Here is a 15,286-nt window from a genome sequence, read left to right on the forward strand (position 1 = left end):
GCGCCGCGGGAGCGCCGGCCGTCAGGCTTGCGGGCGCTTGCGCTCCACCGGGCGCAGCAGTTCGGCGGGCGGCATCTCGCAGCTGATCTTGCGGCCCAGCAGGGCTTCGATCGATGGCAGCTGGTAGGAGTCGTCTTCGCCGGCGAAGCTGATGGATACGCCGTCGGCACCGGCGCGACCGGTCCGGCCGATGCGGTGCACGTAGTCGTCCGGCACTTCCGGCAGGGTGAAGTTGATCACGTGGCTGATGCCGTCGATGTGGATGCCGCGGCCGGCCACGTCGGTGGCCACCAGGACCCGGATCTTGCCTTCGCGGAAGCCTTCCAGGGTCTTGATCCGCTTGTGCTGCGGCACGTCGCCGGACAGCTGGGCGGCGTTCACCCCATCGCGTACCAGGCGTTCCTCGATGCGTCGCACTTCATCCTTGCGGTTGGCGAAGACCATCACCCGTTCCCAGCCGTTGTCGGTGACCAGGTTGTACAGCAGTTTGTACTTGTCGGCGCCGGCCACGGCATAGATGTGCTGTTCGACGTTGGCGTTGGCGACGTTCTCGGCTTCGATCTCGACGATGGCCGGGTCGGTGGTCCATTGCTTGGCCAGGTTCATCACGTCTTCGGTGAAGGTGGCGGAGAACAGCAGGGTCTGGCGCTCGCTCTTGGGAGGCGTCTGGCGAATGATCTGCCGTACCTGCGGGATGAAGCCCATGTCGAGCATGCGGTCGGCTTCGTCCAGCACCATGACTTCGACCATGTCCAGGTGCACGTCGCCGCGCTGGTTGAAGTCCAGCAGGCGGCCCGGGGTGGCGACCAGGATGTCGCAGTGGCGCGCTTCCAGGTGCTTGAGCTGCTTGTCGAAATCCATGCCGCCAACGAAGGTCATGACGTTGAGGCCGGTGTACTTGGTCAGCGCCGCGGCGTCCTTGGCGATCTGTACCACCAGCTCCCGGGTCGGAGCGATGATCAGCGCCCGTGGTTCGCCCATGTAGCGCTCCTTGGGCGGCGGGGTCTGCAGCAGCTGGGTGATGATTGACACCAGGAATGCGGCGGTCTTGCCGGTACCGGTCTGGGCCCGGCCGATGGCGTCCTTGCCCGCCAGGGTATAGCCCAGCACCTGGGCCTGGATTGGCGTGCAATAGGGAAAGCCCAGGTCCTGGATGGCGTGCATCAGTTCCGGAGCGAGCTTGAAGTCGTGGAAGCGGGTCTTGCCTTCCTGGGGTTCGACCACGAAGTCTTCGAGTTTCCAGGTGCTGACCGGCGGTTTCGGCGCGCGCGGGCGACGCGGCTGCTCAGCTTTGGGTTGCTCGGCCTTGGGCTTCTCTTGGCGTGGGGCTTTGGGAGCGGAAGGGGTGGCCGGTGTGTTCACCGGTTCTTTTTTAGCTGCGGTAGCGGGTGCGCTCCGTTCCGGCTGACGGCCGTCATGACGGCTGCTGGAACTGGGGGAGGGAGCACTGGGGCTTGGCGCGAGCGGCTCAGCCTCGCTTTTACCGAAGATTTTCTTGAGTGCTTTGAGCACGGTCATCTCATCAATTGGTTAAGGAATGTACGCCGGCCAGTGTAATGCAAGAAGCGGGCGCGGCGTAGTCTGTTGCTCGCCGGGGGCACGGCGCGCGGATTTTCTAGCGCAAGCGCTCGCTCAGCCAGGTGCCGATGTCGCGGATTTCCTCTGGTAACACCTCGTGTTCCATTGGGTATTCCTGCCATGTCACGGTGACACCATGCTGCTTCAGGTACTCATAAGCGGTACGGCCCATGGCGTTCTGCACCACTTCGTCGTACTGGCCGTGCAGGCAAAGCACCGGAATCCGCTGTTGGCTGGCCGATAGTTGCAGTTCATCGCTGAAGGTCGGGGCATAGGTGGACAGGGCAAGTACGCCACCCAATGGACCCTGCCATTTGAGGAAGGCGGTGTGCAGTACAACGGCGCCACCCTGGGAGAAACCGGCGAGGAAAATTCGCGATGCGTCTATTCCGCTGGTGCGTTGTTCTTCGATCAGTCTGATGACCTCGTCAGACGATTCCTCGAGCTGTTCACGGCTGATGGCGCGGGCCGGGTTCATGGCCAGAATGTCGTACCAGCTGGGCATGGCATATCCGCCATTGATGGTCACTGCCCGGGTCGGCGCCTGGGGCAATACGAAGCGCGTGCTCAGCAGGGTTTCCTGCAGCATCTCGGCTACCGGCAGGAAGTCGTAACGGTCCGCTCCCAGGCCGTGAAGCCAGATCACACAGGCATCTGCGGGCTTGCTGGGCTGAAGAATCAAGGGCTCGGTCATGGCTGCTCCATTTGTGTGCGTGCGCGCTGATTGAGTGCGTGAGTGAAGGGCGCGCCCGGTTGATCGGTGAAGAAGATGTCGCACGGTTGAACGTTTTACTGTTGACCACTGGCTGAAACGCTTTAGCCGGGACTGTGGTACGGGCTTTGCTATGGCTCAGAAAGAGGAGTCCAGGTGAAAGCCCTGTCCGCCGGCGGTAACACTAACAGGCTACCGCAGGCGATGGGATAGCCAGCCTCCTCTGATGAAGGTTCGCCACTGGCCGCTACGGGCTTTGCGAACTGCGAAGGGCTACAGCCCGTTCGGCCGATTGGTGAGATGTAGGCCCCCTATTACGTGGATTTCTCCTACTAGACTCATAGCTAAGGTCTTACGCCGCTTGACCCCATAAAAAAGCCGACACGGGTCAACAGCGCCTCATGAGGGTGCGGCAGGACTCAAGCTCCGACACAACAAGAGCAAAATTGGAGGTTTGAATGAAGATGTTGAAATCCACCCTGGCTGCCGTCACGGCAGCAACGGTGCTGGGTATGAGCGGTTTCGCACAGGCGGGTGCAACCCTCGATGCAGTACAGAAGAAAGGATTCGTGCAATGCGGCGTCAGTGACGGTTTGCCGGGCTTCTCGGTACCGGATGCCACCGGCAAGATCCTCGGCATCGATGCCGACGTCTGCCGCGCGGTGGCGGCTGCGGTGTTCGGCGATGCGACCAAGGTCAAGTTCAGCCAGTTGAACGCCAAGGAGCGCTTCACTGCGCTGCAGTCCGGCGAGATCGACGTGCTGTCGCGCAACACCACCTGGACCAGTTCCCGCGATGCGGGCATGGGCCTGGTGTTCGCCGGCGTCACCTATTACGACGGCATCGGTTTCCTGGTGAACAAAAAGCTGGGCGTAAAAAGTGCCAAAGAGCTGGACGGTGCGACTATCTGTATTCAAGCCGGTACTACTACCGAACTGAACGTGTCGGACTACTTCCGCGGCAATGGTCTGAAATACACCCCGATCACTTTCGATACCTCTGACGAAAGCGCCAAGTCCCTGGAGTCCGGGCGTTGCGACGTACTGACCTCCGACAAATCCCAGCTCTACGCACAGCGCAGTAAGCTGGCAACCCCTACCGACTATGTCGTTCTGCCGGAAACCATCTCCAAGGAGCCCCTGGGCCCGGTGGTGCGCAAGGGCGACGAAGAGTGGTTCAGCATCGTCAAGTGGACCCTGTTCGCCATGCTCAACGCCGAAGAGGCGGGCGTCACCTCGAAGAACGTCGAGGCTGAAGCCAAATCCACCAAGAACCCTGATGTTGCACGTCTGCTGGGCGCGGACGGTGAATACGGCAAAGACCTGAAACTGCCGAAGGACTGGGTGGTGCAGATCGTCAAGCAAGTAGGTAACTACGGTGAAGTGTTCGAGAAAAACCTCGGCAAGAGCACGCCACTGGCCATCGACCGCGGCCTGAACGCGCTGTGGAACAACGGCGGCATCCAATACGCACCACCTGTGCGCTGATGGTTCTATCACCCGGCGGGCCAACCGCCGGGTGATGTTCTGTTCCATTATTCCTGGGGCACTTCATGCAAAATACAATCGGCGCACCCAAGCAGAGGCTCAGCCTCAGCGATCCCCGTGTGCGCGCCTGGCTGTTCCAGATCATCACCCTGGTGGCGGTGGTTTCGCTGGGCTGGTTTCTGTTCGACAACACGCAAACCAACCTCCAGCACCGAGGGATCACCTCGGGTTTCGACTTTCTCGAGCGCAGCGCCGGGTTCGGCATCGCGCAACACCTGATTGCCTACACCGAAGCGGACAGTTATGCCCGGGTGTTCGTCATCGGCCTGCTCAACACCCTGCTGGTGACCTTTATCGGGGTGATCCTCGCGACCCTGCTGGGGTTCATCATCGGTGTGGCGCGGCTATCGCCGAACTGGATCATCAGCAAGCTGGCGACGGTGTATGTGGAAGTGTTCCGCAACATTCCGCCGCTGCTGCAGATCCTGTTCTGGTACTTCGCGGTATTCCTGACCATGCCGGGGCCGCGCAACAGCCACAACTTTGGCGATATGTTCTTTGTCAGCAGCCGCGGCCTAAACATGCCGGCGGCGCAGATGGCCCCCGGTTTCTGGGCGTTTGTCGCAAGCCTGGTCCTGGCCATCGGCGCCATCGCGCTGATGTGCCGCTGGGCCAACCGGCGCTTTGAGGCCACCGGCGTGCCTTTTCACAAGTTCTGGAGCGGCCTGGGCCTGCTGTTGGTGATTCCCGCGTTGTGCACGCTGATCTTCGGCTCGCCGGTGCACTGGGAGATGCCGAAGCTGGCGGGGTTCAATTTCGTCGGCGGCTGGGTACTGATTCCCGAGCTGCTGGCCCTGACCCTGGCCCTGACTGTCTACACCGCGGCGTTCATCGCCGAGATCGTGCGGTCCGGGATCAAGTCGGTGAGCCACGGCCAGACCGAGGCGGCCCGCTCCCTGGGGCTGCGCAACGGCCCGACCCTGCGCAAGGTGATCATTCCCCAGGCCCTGCGGGTGATCATTCCGCCGCTGACCAGCCAATACCTGAACCTGGCGAAGAACTCTTCCCTGGCCGCGGGTATCGGCTACCCGGAAATGGTTTCGCTGTTCGCCGGCACGGTGCTCAACCAGACCGGCCAGGCCATTGAAGTCATTGCCATCACCATGAGCGTATACCTGGCGATCAGCATCAGCATTTCCCTGCTGATGAACTGGTACAACAAGCGCATTGCGCTGATCGAGCGGTGAGGAAGCGCCCATGACGACTCATACCTTCAAGCCCGATATGCCGCCGCCCAGCCGCAGTATCGGCGTGCTGGCGTGGATGCGCGCCAACATGTTCTCCAACTGGCTCAATACCCTGTTGACCCTGTTTGCCTTCTACCTGATCTACCTGGTGGTGCCGCCGCTGCTGCATTGGGCGATTCTCGACGCCAACTGGGTCGGTACCTCTCGCGCCGACTGCACCAGGGGCGGCGCCTGCTGGGTGTTCATCCAGCAGCGCTTCGGCCAGTTCATGTACGGCTACTACCCGGTGGAACTGCGCTGGCGAGTGGACCTGAGCGTGTGGCTGGCGGTGATCGGTGCCGCACCGTTGTTCATCTCGCGCTTCCCGCGCAAGGCGATCTACGGGCTGTGCTTCCTGGTGGGTTACCCGATCATTGCCTACAGCCTGTTGCACGGCGGTTACCTGGGCCTGAGCACGGTGGCCACCAGCCAGTGGGGTGGCCTGATGCTGACCCTGGTGATTGCCACCGTGGGCATCGCCGGGGCACTGCCGCTGGGAATCCTGCTGGCATTGGGAAGGCGCTCCAACCTGCCGGCGATCCGCGTGGTCTGCGTGACCTTCATCGAGTTCTGGCGCGGCGTGCCGCTGATCACCGTGCTGTTCATGTCCTCGGTGATGCTGCCGCTGTTCCTGCCCGAAGGCATGAACTTCGACAAGCTGTTGCGTGCGCTGATCGGGGTGATCCTGTTCCAGTCGGCCTATGTGGCCGAGGTGGTGCGGGGCGGCTTGCAGGCCATTCCCAAGGGCCAGTACGAAGCGGCTGCGGCCATGGGCCTGGGCTACTGGCGCGCCATGGGGCTGGTGATTCTGCCGCAGGCCCTGAAGCTGGTGATTCCCGGCATCGTCAACACCTTCATCGCCCTGTTCAAGGACACCAGCCTGGTGATCATCATCGGCCTGTTCGACCTGCTCAACAGCGTCAAGCAAGCCGCCGCCGACCCCAAATGGCTGGGCATGGCCACCGAAGGCTATGTCTTCGCGGCCCTGGTGTTCTGGATTTTCTGTTTTGGTATGTCCCGCTACTCCATGCACCTGGAGCGTAAGTTGGACACAGGCCACAAGCGTTAGGAGTATCTCCATGAGTCAAGCGAGCAAAAAGCCTGTGGGCCCTGAAGGCATTATTCAGATGCAGGGTGTGAACAAGTGGTACGGCCAGTTCCACGTGTTGAAGGACATCAACCTCAACGTCCGCCAAGGCGAGCGCATTGTCCTGTGCGGGCCTTCGGGTTCGGGCAAATCCACCACCATCCGTTGCCTCAACCGCCTGGAAGAGCACCAGCAGGGGCGCATCGTGGTGGACGGCGTGGAGCTGACCAACGACCTCAAGCAGATCGAGGCCATTCGCCGGGAAGTGGGCATGGTGTTCCAGCACTTCAACCTGTTCCCGCACCTGACCATTTTGCAGAACTGCACGTTGGCGCCGATGTGGGTACGCAAGATGCCCAAGCGCAAGGCCGAGGAAATCGCCATGCATTACCTGGAGCGAGTGCGCATTCCGGAGCAGGCCAACAAGTACCCTGGCCAGCTCTCCGGTGGCCAGCAGCAACGGGTGGCGATTGCCCGGGCGTTGTGCATGAAGCCCAAGATCATGCTCTTTGACGAGCCCACCTCGGCCCTCGACCCGGAGATGGTCAAGGAGGTGCTGGACACCATGATCGGCCTGGCCGAAGACGGCATGACCATGCTCTGCGTGACCCACGAAATGGGCTTTGCCCGCACCGTGGCCAACCGGGTGATCTTCATGGACAAGGGCGAGATCGTCGAGCAGGCGGCGCCCAACGATTTCTTCGACAACCCGCAGAACGACCGTACCAAGCTGTTCCTGAGCCAGATCCTGCATTGATGCTGCAGCGGGGCCTGCGCTGACGATAAACCCGGACTGGCTCCGGGTTTATTTTTGCCCGGCGTTCAACGGCCGGCAGCGCCGAGCTGTGGTTCGGGTTGGTCGCTCAAGGCTGAGGGCGCCAGTTGCGGTTCGCTGAGCTCCAGTACGTCCTTCATCAACTGCGGGTGGCGATCCAGCAGGCGCATCAGCATGTACAGCGGCTGGGGCGCGCCGACTTCGCCGCGCTCGTAACGGGAAAAGGCATTGTGCCCGCCACCCGACAGCAGCCTGACCGCTTCTTTCTGGGAAAGGTGCAGCTTGCGGCGGATGCGCTTCATGTCGGCGGCGACGCTCTGCCGGTACTCCTCCAGCAATTGGTCGCCCGCGGCGGCGTAACGTTCTGCGCTCGGTGCGTCGAATTCGATTTCACCGCATTCCTGGCATTCCCAACCCGCCAGGCCATGGAGGTGACGCTGCAGGTGCCGGTAGTCGATGAGCTCGCTGCGCTGCTCGAACGCCAGCATGCCGGTGGGAGCGCCGCAGCTGTAGCACTGTTGTCGTTTCATGCTTGTGCCTCCTTGAAGGAGATCACTGGAGGCCCTATGCCGGGGCGCTGGGTGATCTTGATGTAGAGCGTCCGGTTATCGATGCCGGTGTAATACACGTCCTGCCACACTCGGTGATCGTGATAGGTGGTCATCGATTTGTAGAACATGCTGCCCTGGAGTCCGGCTATCACTCGTTGCATGGCCGCCAAGGACAATCCGAGTTCCTTGCCGCAGAGCAACGCGCTTCGAGTGAAGGCTTGTGCCCCTTGCCGAACGACCTGTGCCTTGATCAGCGACAGGTCGTAATGAGGTGTTTTCTTTTCCATGAGACACCCTTGAGGCTTGATTGAAATTACCCTTATAGGGTTTTTTGTCAAGGCCTGGCTGAAATGGCGAAAGTGCCTGCTCCAGCCTAAAACGTTGAACTCTGGGAAAGGTCTGAATACCATGCCAGGCAATTCGTCCGATGATTGGATGAAAGAGTGAGTTCAATGAGCGAAATATCCCCCCTGATCAAACGTTCCCTGGTCGACCAGGCCCTGGAGCAACTGCGCCTGCGCATCACCAATGGCGCCTGGGTCGTGGGCCAGCGCCTGCCCACCGAACCGGAACTGGCCAGTGAGCTGGGCATCAGCCGCAACACGGTGCGCGAGGCCCTGCGGGTACTGGCGTTTTCCGGGCTGATCGAGATCCGCCAGGGTGACGGCAGTTACCTGCGGGCGGTGGCCGATCCCTTGGACATGCTCCAGGCACTGTCCCAGTGCTCCCTGGAGCAGGCCCGGGAAACCCGCCACATTCTGGAAGTTGAGGCCGTCGGCCTGGCCGCCCTGCGCCGCACCGACGAGGACCTGCACGCCCTGAGCGATGCGCTGGCCGTCAGCGGCGGGCACTTTCATGGCGACCTGGAAAGCTACATCGCCTGCGACCTGGTGTTTCACCAGCGCCTGGTGGACGCCGCCCACAACCCGACCCTCAGCCAGCTGTATCGCTATTTCTCCAGCGTGGTCGGCGCCCAGTTGCGCCAGACCCTGACCGTGACCCCCAGGCGTCAGGAAGTCTTCGATCGGCACCAGCACCTGCTGGATGCCATCGAGCAACGCGACCCCGAACGAGCCAAGAACATTTCCCGCCAGCTGATCAACGAATCCTGAGTCCGAGACCTCCATGTCCAATCAAACGGTACCTGCGAATACCCCGTCCTCGCCTCGGCGTTCCGCCGAGCTCGAAGAGCTGCTGATCGACGCCGAGGCTGATGATGAGGAGGTGCAGCAGGCTCCACCGCCTCTGCAGCGCCCCTGGCTGTTGCTGCTGGGGCTGATCCTGGTGGCGCTGAACCTGCGTCCGGCGCTGTCGAGCATGGCGCCACTGCTCAGTGATGTGTCGCAGCACCTGGGGCTATCGGCCGCCAAGGCCGGGCTGCTGACTACCTTGCCGGTGCTGTGCCTGGGGCTGTTCGCGCCTTTGGCGCCGCTGCTGGCCCGGCGCTTCGGCGCCGAGCGGGTGGTGCTGGGCATCCTCATGACCCTGGCCCTGGGCATTGTGCTGCGCAGTTCCTTCGGTGAGGTCGGAGTGTTTGCCGGGAGCATCCTGGCCGGCGCCAGCATCGGCGTGATCGGGGTGCTGCTGCCGGGTATCGTCAAGCGCGACTTCGCCCGGCACGCGGGCACCATGACCGGGGTCTACACCATGGCCCTGTGCCTGGGCGCGGCGATGGCGGCGGGGGCCACGGTGCCTCTGAGCCAGCATTTCGGGGGCAGTTGGGCCATGGGGCTGGGCTTCTGGATGGTGCCGGCGCTGGTGGCGGCCCTGTTCTGGTTGCCTCAGGTGGGGCACAAGCACGGTGCTCACCATGTGGCCTTTCGCGTGCGCGGCCTGTTGCGGGACCGCCTGGCCTGGCAGGTAACCCTGTACATGGGCCTGCAATCCTCCCTGGCGTACATCGTGTTTGGCTGGTTGCCGTCGATCCTGATCGGCCGTGGGCTGACCCCGACCCAGGCCGGGCTGGTGCTGTCCGGTTCGGTGATCGTGCAATTGGCCAGTTCTCTGGCGGCGCCCTGGCTGGCGACCCGGGGCAAGGACCAGCGCCTGGCCATCGTGATTGTCATGCTGATGACCCTGGGCGGCCTGTTCGGTTGCCTGTACGCGCCCATCGAGGGCCTGTGGGGCTGGGCGGTCCTGCTGGGCCTGGGGCAGGGCGGCACCTTCAGCCTGGCCCTGACCCTGATCGTGCTGCGCTCCCGGGACCCCCATGTGGCGGCCAACCTGTCGAGCATGGCCCAGGGCATCGGCTACACCCTGGCTTCCATGGGGCCGTTTGCGGTGGGCCTGGTGCACGACTGGACCGGGGGCTGGAACGCTGTGGGCTGGATTTTCGCGGTGTTGGGCTGCGGTGCGATCATTGCCGGGCTGGGCGCCGGTCGTTCGCTGCATGTGCAGGTGCAGAGCGAGAGAATCTGACGGGCCTTGCTTGCGCTATTTGCCCGGTAAATGCCGATAGTGTTCGCCGGGGTTGCGGATTATTGTGCTGCATCCCCCTTGCCCTTTCGGAGTCCGTTCATGAGTGATGCCCATCGCGCCCTGATCACCGAGTTCTATCAGGCTTTCCAGCGCCTGGATGCCGAGGCCATGAGCGCCTGCTACACCGAGGATGTGCTGTTCAGTGACCCGGCGTTCGGCGAGTTGCGCGGGCGTGATGCCGGCGATATGTGGCGCATGCTCACCTCCCGTGCCAAGGACTTTTCCCTGACTTTCGATCAGGTGCGTGCCGACTCGAATTCCGGCGGCGCGCACTGGGTTGCCACCTACCTGTTCAGCCAGACCGGCAATACGGTGATCAACGATATCCAGGCCCGGTTCGTGTTTCGCGACGGCAAGATCTGCGAGCATCACGATCAGTTCGACATGTGGCGTTGGGCGCGCCAGGCCCTGGGCACCAAGGGCCTGCTGCTGGGCTGGACGCCGCTGCTCAAGAATGCTGTTCGAGCCCAGGCGCGCAAGGGGCTCAAGGCCTTCCAGAGCGGTCGCTGAAAGCCATCCTCTGCTAAGATCGCGGCTTGTTATCCACAGGCCTCGATACCTTTTGTGACCAGCCCTCTTTCATCCTCCAGTGCCGAAACGGCGCAGCCTGCCACTGACGTCAAGCCCTGGTTCGTGTATCTGGTGCGGGCGGCCAACGGTGCCCTGTACTGCGGTATCAGCGACGACCCGGTGAAGCGCTTTGCCAAGCACCAGAGCGGCAAGGGCGCGCGTTTCTTTCTCTCCAGCCCGGCGGTGGCGCTGGTCTATACCGAGGCTTGCCGGGACAAGGGCGAAGCCTTGCGCCAGGAGCGGCTGATCAAGAAGCTCAGGAAGAGTGCCAAGGAATGCCTGGTGGCTTCGGCCACCGCCGCGGCATCAATCTGACTGATAGGTTCTCATCAGCCGGATCTGTAGGCCGTCCACGGATTGCGCGCTAAGCTCAGCGCTCTCCCTCTTCCGGCGGACCCCAGCATGTCAGAGTTGATTCTCCACCATTACCCGACCTCTCCCTTTGCGGAAAAAGCCCGCTTGCTGCTGGGTTTCAAGGGGCTGTCCTGGCGCTCGGTGAAGATTTCCCCGGTGATGCCCAAGCCCGACCTGACCGCCCTGACCGGTGGCTATCGCAAGACCCCGGTGTTGCAGGTCGGCGCGGATATCTATTGCGACACGGCCTTGATCGCGCGCCGCCTGGAGCAGGAAAAATCCTCGCCTGCGCTGTTTCCCGAAGGCCAGGAAATGATCAGTGCGGCCTTCGCCGCCTGGGTCGATTCGGTAGTGTTCCAGCACGCGGTGACCCTGGTATTCCAGCCTGAATCCGCAGCCGTGCGTTTCGGCAAGCTGCCGCCGGAAGCGGTCAAGGCCTTCATGGCCGACCGTGCCGGGCTGTTCAGTGGCGGCAGCGCCAGCCGGCTGCCTCTGGAGGTGGCCAAGCATCAGTGGCCGACCCTCATGGCGCGCCTGGAGCAGCAGTTGCAGCGCGAGCCCGGGGACTTCCTGTTTGGCCAACCGTCGATTGCCGATATTGCCCTGGCTCACCCGCTGTGGTTCCTCAAGGGCACGCCGGTGACCGCGCCGCTGGTGGACGACTACCCGGCGGTTGCTGGCTGGCTGGCGCGGGTCCTGGGTTTTGGGCATGGCTCCTTCACCGAAATGAGCGCCGAAGAGGCCCTCGAGGTCTCGCGCAGTGCCAGCCCGACGGCGCTGCCGGATGAACAGTTCGTCGACCCCAACGGCTTCAAGGCGGGCCAGCAGGTGGTGATTGCCGCGACTGACTACGGTGTCGACCCGGTGGCGGGCGAGTTGCTGTTCGCCGGTACTGAAGAGCTGATCCTGCGCCGTGAAGACCCACGTGCCGGAGTGGTCCACGTGCACTTCCCACGGCTGGGCTTTCGCATCCAGGCCCAGTGATGCATATCTGCAGGAGCTGGCTTGCCTGCGAAGGCGTTCCCAGAGCGGCCGCCCCCTTCGCCGGCAAGCGAAACGGCTCCTAGGGCTTCAGCGCGGCCATGATTGCGTCGGGGTCGTAGGTGCGGATTAGGGTGCCATTCACGTCCAGGATCGGAATCCCGGCACCGCCCAGGGCGGTGTAGGCCTGGCGTGCCGCGGCGTCTTTCTCGATGTCGAATTCCCGGAAGGGAATGCCCTTCTGATCGAGAAAGCGCCGGGTGGCCTTGCAGTAGCCGCACCAGTCGGTGGCGTACAGCACCACCCGGGCATGCTCGCGGGTCTCTTCGCTGACCATTGCCGAAGGGTTGAACAGCCGTTCGATCTTGCCCCAGTGCTGGTAGGCCACCACCACCAGCAGGATCAGCAGGAACTTCTTCAATACCCCCTGGAGCATCAGTTACGGCGCTTGAGCTGGTCGGTCAGCTGGGTTGGCAGGCCCTTGATGATCAGGGTCCCGGCTTCTTCGTCGTACTCGATCTTCGAACCCAGCAGATGGGCCTCGAAACTGATGGACAGGCCCTCGGCGCGACCGGTGAAGCGGCGGAACTGGTTCAGGGTGCGCTTGTCCGCCGGGATCTCCGGCGACAGACCGTAGTCCTTGTTGCGGATGTGATCGTAGAACGCCTTGGGGCGATCCTCGTCGATCAGTTCCGAGAGTTCTTCCAGGCCCATGGGTTCGCCGAGCTTGGCCTGGCTGCTGGCGTAGTCCACCAGGGTCTTGGTCTTCTCCCGGGCCGAGTCTTCCGGCAGGTCCTCGCTTTCCACGAAGTCGCTGAAGGCCTTGAGCAGGGTGCGGGTCTCGCCCGGGCCGTCGACGCCTTCCTGGCAGCCGATGAAGTCGCGGAAATACTCCGAGACCTTCTTGCCGTTCTTGCCCTTGATAAAGGAGATGTACTGCTTGGACTGCTTGTTGTTCTGCCATTCGGAGATGTTGATCCGCGCCGCCAGATGCAGCTGGCCCAGGTCCAGGTGACGGGACGGCGTCACGTCCAGCTGGTCGGTCACCGCCACGCCCTCACTGTGGTGCAGCAGGGCGATCGCCAGGTAGTCGGTCATGCCTTGCTGGTAGTGGGCGAACAGTACGTGGCCGCCCACCGACAGGTTGGACTCTTCCATCAGCTTCTGCAGATGCTCCACCGCCACCCGGCTGAACGCGGTGAAGTCCTGGCCGCCTTCCAGGTACTCCTTCAGCCAGCCGCTGAAGGGGAACGCACCGGACTCGGGGTGGAACAGGCCCCAGGCTTTGCCCTGTTTGGCGTTATAGCTTTCATTGAGGTCGGCGAGCATGTTCTCGATGGCCGCGGACTCTGCCAGTTCGGAATCGCGGGCGTGCAGGACTGCTGGGCTGCCGTCGGGTTTTTTGTCGATCAGGTGGACGATGCAATGACGGATCGGCATGGGCTTCTCGGCTGATTGAAGGGGGAGGGCGGGCTCCCCGAAAAAGTGCCCAGTGTACCGCACCCGCTGGTTTTGGCGCGGTTTGCCGGGTGATGAACGGCTCGTCGGTAAGGCTTATGCATTTTTTTACCGATTTAGAGCAATAAAGCTGACCAAATGGCTAGGTAGAGGCGGATATTTCCCCGTCTGTGTGCTAGTTTTGCCCCGTCTTACGCGATGTCTCAGCGTTAAGCGTGCATTCAGCATTTGTCGGGTCGAACCAAACCCTGATTTCGGTATCTATAACCCCGATCTGTCGTGGTTGTAACCGGGGTGCCAGATTCACAAGATCTGGCTCGATGGCTGACACTGCACTCTGCAATCCAAATGAATTTGATAGGGAAGGAACACCACAATGGCTATTACTAAAGACCAACTGATCGCTGATATCGCTGAAGCTATCGACGCGCCGAAAACCACCGCGCGTAACGCCCTGGACCAACTGGCTCAGATCGTTGCTGATCAATTGGAAAATGGCGGCGAAATCACTCTGCCAGGTATCGGCAAACTGAAAGTGACCGAGCGTCCTGCCCGTACTGGCCGTAACCCATCGACTGGCGCTGCCATCGAAATCGCTGCCAAGAAAGTTATCAAGCTGGTTGTGGCTAAAGGCCTGACCGACGCTGTTAACAAGTAATACTTGCAGTGAAACCGTGCTCAGAAGTTTTCCGGGCACGGTTTGTGTAACACCGATTCACGCAAGGTGAATCGTCCTTGAATCCCCCGCCTCTCTAGTTCTTCCTCATCCAGCGTTCCTGGCTCCAGGCCTGTTGCTGTGCCTTGTCCTTGAAGGTCCAGGCGACGAAGCGGCTCTGTTTCTGCCCCTGGGACATTTCCACCACCTGGCTTTCCAGGGCTCCGGCCTTTTTCAGCGCGCTTTCAATCGCCGGCAGGTTAGAGGCCTTCGACACCAGGGTGCTGAACCACAGTACCTGTTGGCCGACGCTGGCGCTTTCACTGATCAACTGGCTGACAAAGCGGATCTCGCCGCCTTCGCACCAGAGCTCCCGGGCCTGCCCGCCGAAATTCAGCACCGGCAATTTGCGCTTGGGGTCGGCCTTGCCCAGGGCCCGCCATTTACGCTGGCTGCCGCGGGTGGCTTCGTCCAGGGAGGCATGGAAGGGCGGGTTGCACATTGTCAGGTCGAAACGCTCGGTGCTGTCCAGCAGGCCGGTGAGGATCTGCTTGGGATTGCCCTGCTGGCGCAGGCTGATGGCCTTGTTCAAGCCGTTGGCCTGGACAATTGCCTTGGCCGCCGCCAGGGCGGTGCTGTCGATGTCCGAGCCGAGGAACTGCCAGCGGTAGTCGCTGTAGCCGATCAGGGGGTAGATGCAGTTGGCGCCGACGCCGACATCCAGGACCCGCACGGCCGCGCCACGAGGGATTTCACCCTGGTTGTGGCTGGCCAGCAGATCGGCGAGGAAGTGCACATAGTCAGCGCGACCGGGCACTGGCGGGCAGAGGAAGTCCGTCGGAATATCCCAGTGGGCGATGCCGTAGAAGGCCTTGAGCAGGGCCCGGTTGAATACCCGCACGGCGGCCGGGTCGGCAAAATCGATGCTTTCCTTGCCATAGGGATTGAGGATCACGAATTGCCCCAGCTCCGGGGTGCTCTTGATCAGTTGCGGGAAGTCGTAACGCCCCTGGTGACGATTGCGCGGATGCAGGCTGGCCTTTTCCCGGGGGGCGGCGGCTTTCACCGGGGCGGTTGGCTTGGGCTTCTTGCGCGGAGGCTTGGGGGTGCTGGGGGCGGTCATGGGGGATCGATTCGGGGGTGGTTCAAAGTGGCGGGCATTGTCCCATATCTTGCGGCGTTGGGGCGTGAGGCTTCGCCGTCGGCAGCCGGCCCCTGCCAAAGCACCGTCTACTGGTAGGAGCTGGCTTGCCAGCGAAAGCGATCTGCCGCCAATAAAAAAGGGAGGCCTCTGCGGGCCTCCCTCTTTCACAC

The 15,286-nt window shown here is 62.3% G+C and carries 18 protein-coding genes; 11 read left to right on the top strand and 7 right to left on the bottom strand.

All coding sequences use genetic code 11. From position 1 onward, the window contains the following. Nucleotides 1-21: 21 nt before the first annotated feature. Both rhlB and AC1RMG_RS08315 read right to left on the bottom strand, forming a co-directional pair. The gene (gene rhlB, locus AC1RMG_RS08310) at nt 22-1,518 is read right to left on the bottom strand and encodes an ATP-dependent RNA helicase RhlB (RefSeq protein ID WP_015634252.1); all 1,497 of its coding nucleotides are present in this window, start codon (nt 1,516-1,518) and stop codon (nt 22-24) included. 97 nt (nt 1,519-1,615) lie between these two features. Further along, nucleotides 1,616-2,272, bottom strand: a complete 657-nt coding sequence (locus AC1RMG_RS08315; protein WP_011059398.1) for an alpha/beta hydrolase — start codon at nt 2,270-2,272, stop codon at nt 1,616-1,618. A gap of 476 nt (nt 2,273-2,748) precedes the next feature. On the opposite strand from AC1RMG_RS08315, the gene AC1RMG_RS08320 reads away from it, so the two are divergent. From AC1RMG_RS08320 to AC1RMG_RS08335, 4 genes are all read left to right on the top strand, one after another. After that, entirely contained in the window at nt 2,749-3,777 is a 1,029-nt protein-coding gene (locus tag AC1RMG_RS08320; RefSeq protein WP_011059399.1) for an amino acid ABC transporter substrate-binding protein, read from the top strand. A 65-nt stretch (nt 3,778-3,842) separates the two neighbouring features. Continuing rightward, nucleotides 3,843-5,024 (top strand): amino acid ABC transporter permease, encoded by a 1,182-nt coding sequence (locus tag AC1RMG_RS08325; RefSeq protein WP_011059400.1) that lies wholly within the window; start codon nt 3,843-3,845, stop codon nt 5,022-5,024. Nucleotides 5,025-5,034: 10 nt separating this feature from the next. Next, on the top strand, nt 5,035-6,132 hold the full coding sequence (locus tag AC1RMG_RS08330) for an amino acid ABC transporter permease (protein ID WP_011059401.1): 1,098 nt from the start codon (nt 5,035-5,037) through the stop codon (nt 6,130-6,132). Between the two features lie 10 nt (nt 6,133-6,142). Beyond that, nucleotides 6,143-6,907 (top strand): amino acid ABC transporter ATP-binding protein, encoded by a 765-nt coding sequence (locus tag AC1RMG_RS08335; RefSeq protein ID WP_011059402.1) that lies wholly within the window; start codon nt 6,143-6,145, stop codon nt 6,905-6,907. 65 nt (nt 6,908-6,972) lie between these two features. Here AC1RMG_RS08335 and AC1RMG_RS08340 read toward each other — a convergent pair whose 3' ends face one another. Both AC1RMG_RS08340 and AC1RMG_RS08345 read right to left on the bottom strand, forming a co-directional pair. Next, nucleotides 6,973-7,455 (bottom strand): type II toxin-antitoxin system MqsA family antitoxin, encoded by a 483-nt coding sequence (locus AC1RMG_RS08340; RefSeq protein ID WP_015634254.1) that lies wholly within the window; start codon nt 7,453-7,455, stop codon nt 6,973-6,975. Continuing rightward, nucleotides 7,452-7,763: a type II toxin-antitoxin system MqsR family toxin gene (locus AC1RMG_RS08345; protein WP_011059404.1), complete on the bottom strand. Its 312-nt coding sequence runs from the start codon at nt 7,761-7,763 to the stop codon at nt 7,452-7,454. The genes AC1RMG_RS08340 and AC1RMG_RS08345 overlap by 4 nt, the downstream gene beginning before the upstream one ends. Before the next feature lie 16 nt (nt 7,764-7,779). Here AC1RMG_RS08345 and AC1RMG_RS08350 point away from each other — a divergent pair, with 16 nt between their 5' ends. The 6 genes from AC1RMG_RS08350 to AC1RMG_RS08375 all read left to right on the top strand — a co-directional run bounded on the left by AC1RMG_RS08350 (nt 7,780) and on the right by AC1RMG_RS08375 (nt 11,862). Further along, on the top strand, nt 7,780-7,923 hold the full coding sequence (locus tag AC1RMG_RS08350) for a hypothetical protein (protein WP_350404221.1): 144 nt from the start codon (nt 7,780-7,782) through the stop codon (nt 7,921-7,923). A 5-nt stretch (nt 7,924-7,928) separates the two neighbouring features. Further along, nucleotides 7,929-8,588: a FadR/GntR family transcriptional regulator gene (locus AC1RMG_RS08355; RefSeq protein ID WP_065364583.1), complete on the top strand. Its 660-nt coding sequence runs from the start codon at nt 7,929-7,931 to the stop codon at nt 8,586-8,588. Nucleotides 8,589-8,601: 13 nt separating this feature from the next. Then, entirely contained in the window at nt 8,602-9,894 is a 1,293-nt protein-coding gene (locus tag AC1RMG_RS08360; protein ID WP_262213382.1) for a CynX/NimT family MFS transporter, read from the top strand. 99 nt (nt 9,895-9,993) lie between these two features. Then, the gene (locus AC1RMG_RS08365) at nt 9,994-10,464 is read left to right on the top strand and encodes a nuclear transport factor 2 family protein (RefSeq protein WP_011059407.1); all 471 of its coding nucleotides are present in this window, start codon (nt 9,994-9,996) and stop codon (nt 10,462-10,464) included. A gap of 54 nt (nt 10,465-10,518) precedes the next feature. Next, on the top strand, nt 10,519-10,839 hold the full coding sequence (locus AC1RMG_RS08370) for a GIY-YIG nuclease family protein (protein WP_493168924.1): 321 nt from the start codon (nt 10,519-10,521) through the stop codon (nt 10,837-10,839). Nucleotides 10,840-10,926: 87 nt separating this feature from the next. Further along, nucleotides 10,927-11,862 carry a glutathione S-transferase family protein gene (locus AC1RMG_RS08375; protein WP_210671547.1) on the top strand — a complete coding sequence of 312 codons (936 nt, stop codon included), beginning with the start codon at nt 10,927-10,929 and terminating at the stop codon, nt 11,860-11,862. A 79-nt stretch (nt 11,863-11,941) separates the two neighbouring features. Here the strand turns inward: AC1RMG_RS08375 and AC1RMG_RS08380 are convergent, their stop codons facing one another. After that, nucleotides 11,942-12,295, bottom strand: coding sequence for a glutaredoxin family protein (locus AC1RMG_RS08380; RefSeq protein WP_493168926.1), 354 nt, complete (start codon nt 12,293-12,295; stop codon nt 11,942-11,944). Beyond that, nucleotides 12,295-13,299 carry a nucleoid-associated protein YejK gene (gene yejK / locus AC1RMG_RS08385; protein ID WP_015634258.1) on the bottom strand — a complete coding sequence of 335 codons (1,005 nt, stop codon included), beginning with the start codon at nt 13,297-13,299 and terminating at the stop codon, nt 12,295-12,297. The genes AC1RMG_RS08380 and yejK overlap by 1 nt, the downstream gene beginning before the upstream one ends. 394 nt (nt 13,300-13,693) lie before the next feature. On the opposite strand from yejK, the gene AC1RMG_RS08390 reads away from it, so the two are divergent. Next, nucleotides 13,694-13,975 (top strand): HU family DNA-binding protein, encoded by a 282-nt coding sequence (locus AC1RMG_RS08390; RefSeq protein ID WP_003440137.1) that lies wholly within the window; start codon nt 13,694-13,696, stop codon nt 13,973-13,975. Nucleotides 13,976-14,069: 94 nt separating this feature from the next. Here the strand turns inward: AC1RMG_RS08390 and rlmF are convergent, their stop codons facing one another. Then, nucleotides 14,070-15,095 carry a 23S rRNA (adenine(1618)-N(6))-methyltransferase RlmF gene (gene rlmF, locus AC1RMG_RS08395; protein ID WP_493168928.1) on the bottom strand — a complete coding sequence of 342 codons (1,026 nt, stop codon included), beginning with the start codon at nt 15,093-15,095 and terminating at the stop codon, nt 14,070-14,072. Nucleotides 15,096-15,286 lie beyond the last annotated feature (191 nt).

The sequence above is a fragment of the Pseudomonas sp. GW822-FHT04H02 genome (genome assembly GCF_058800645.1).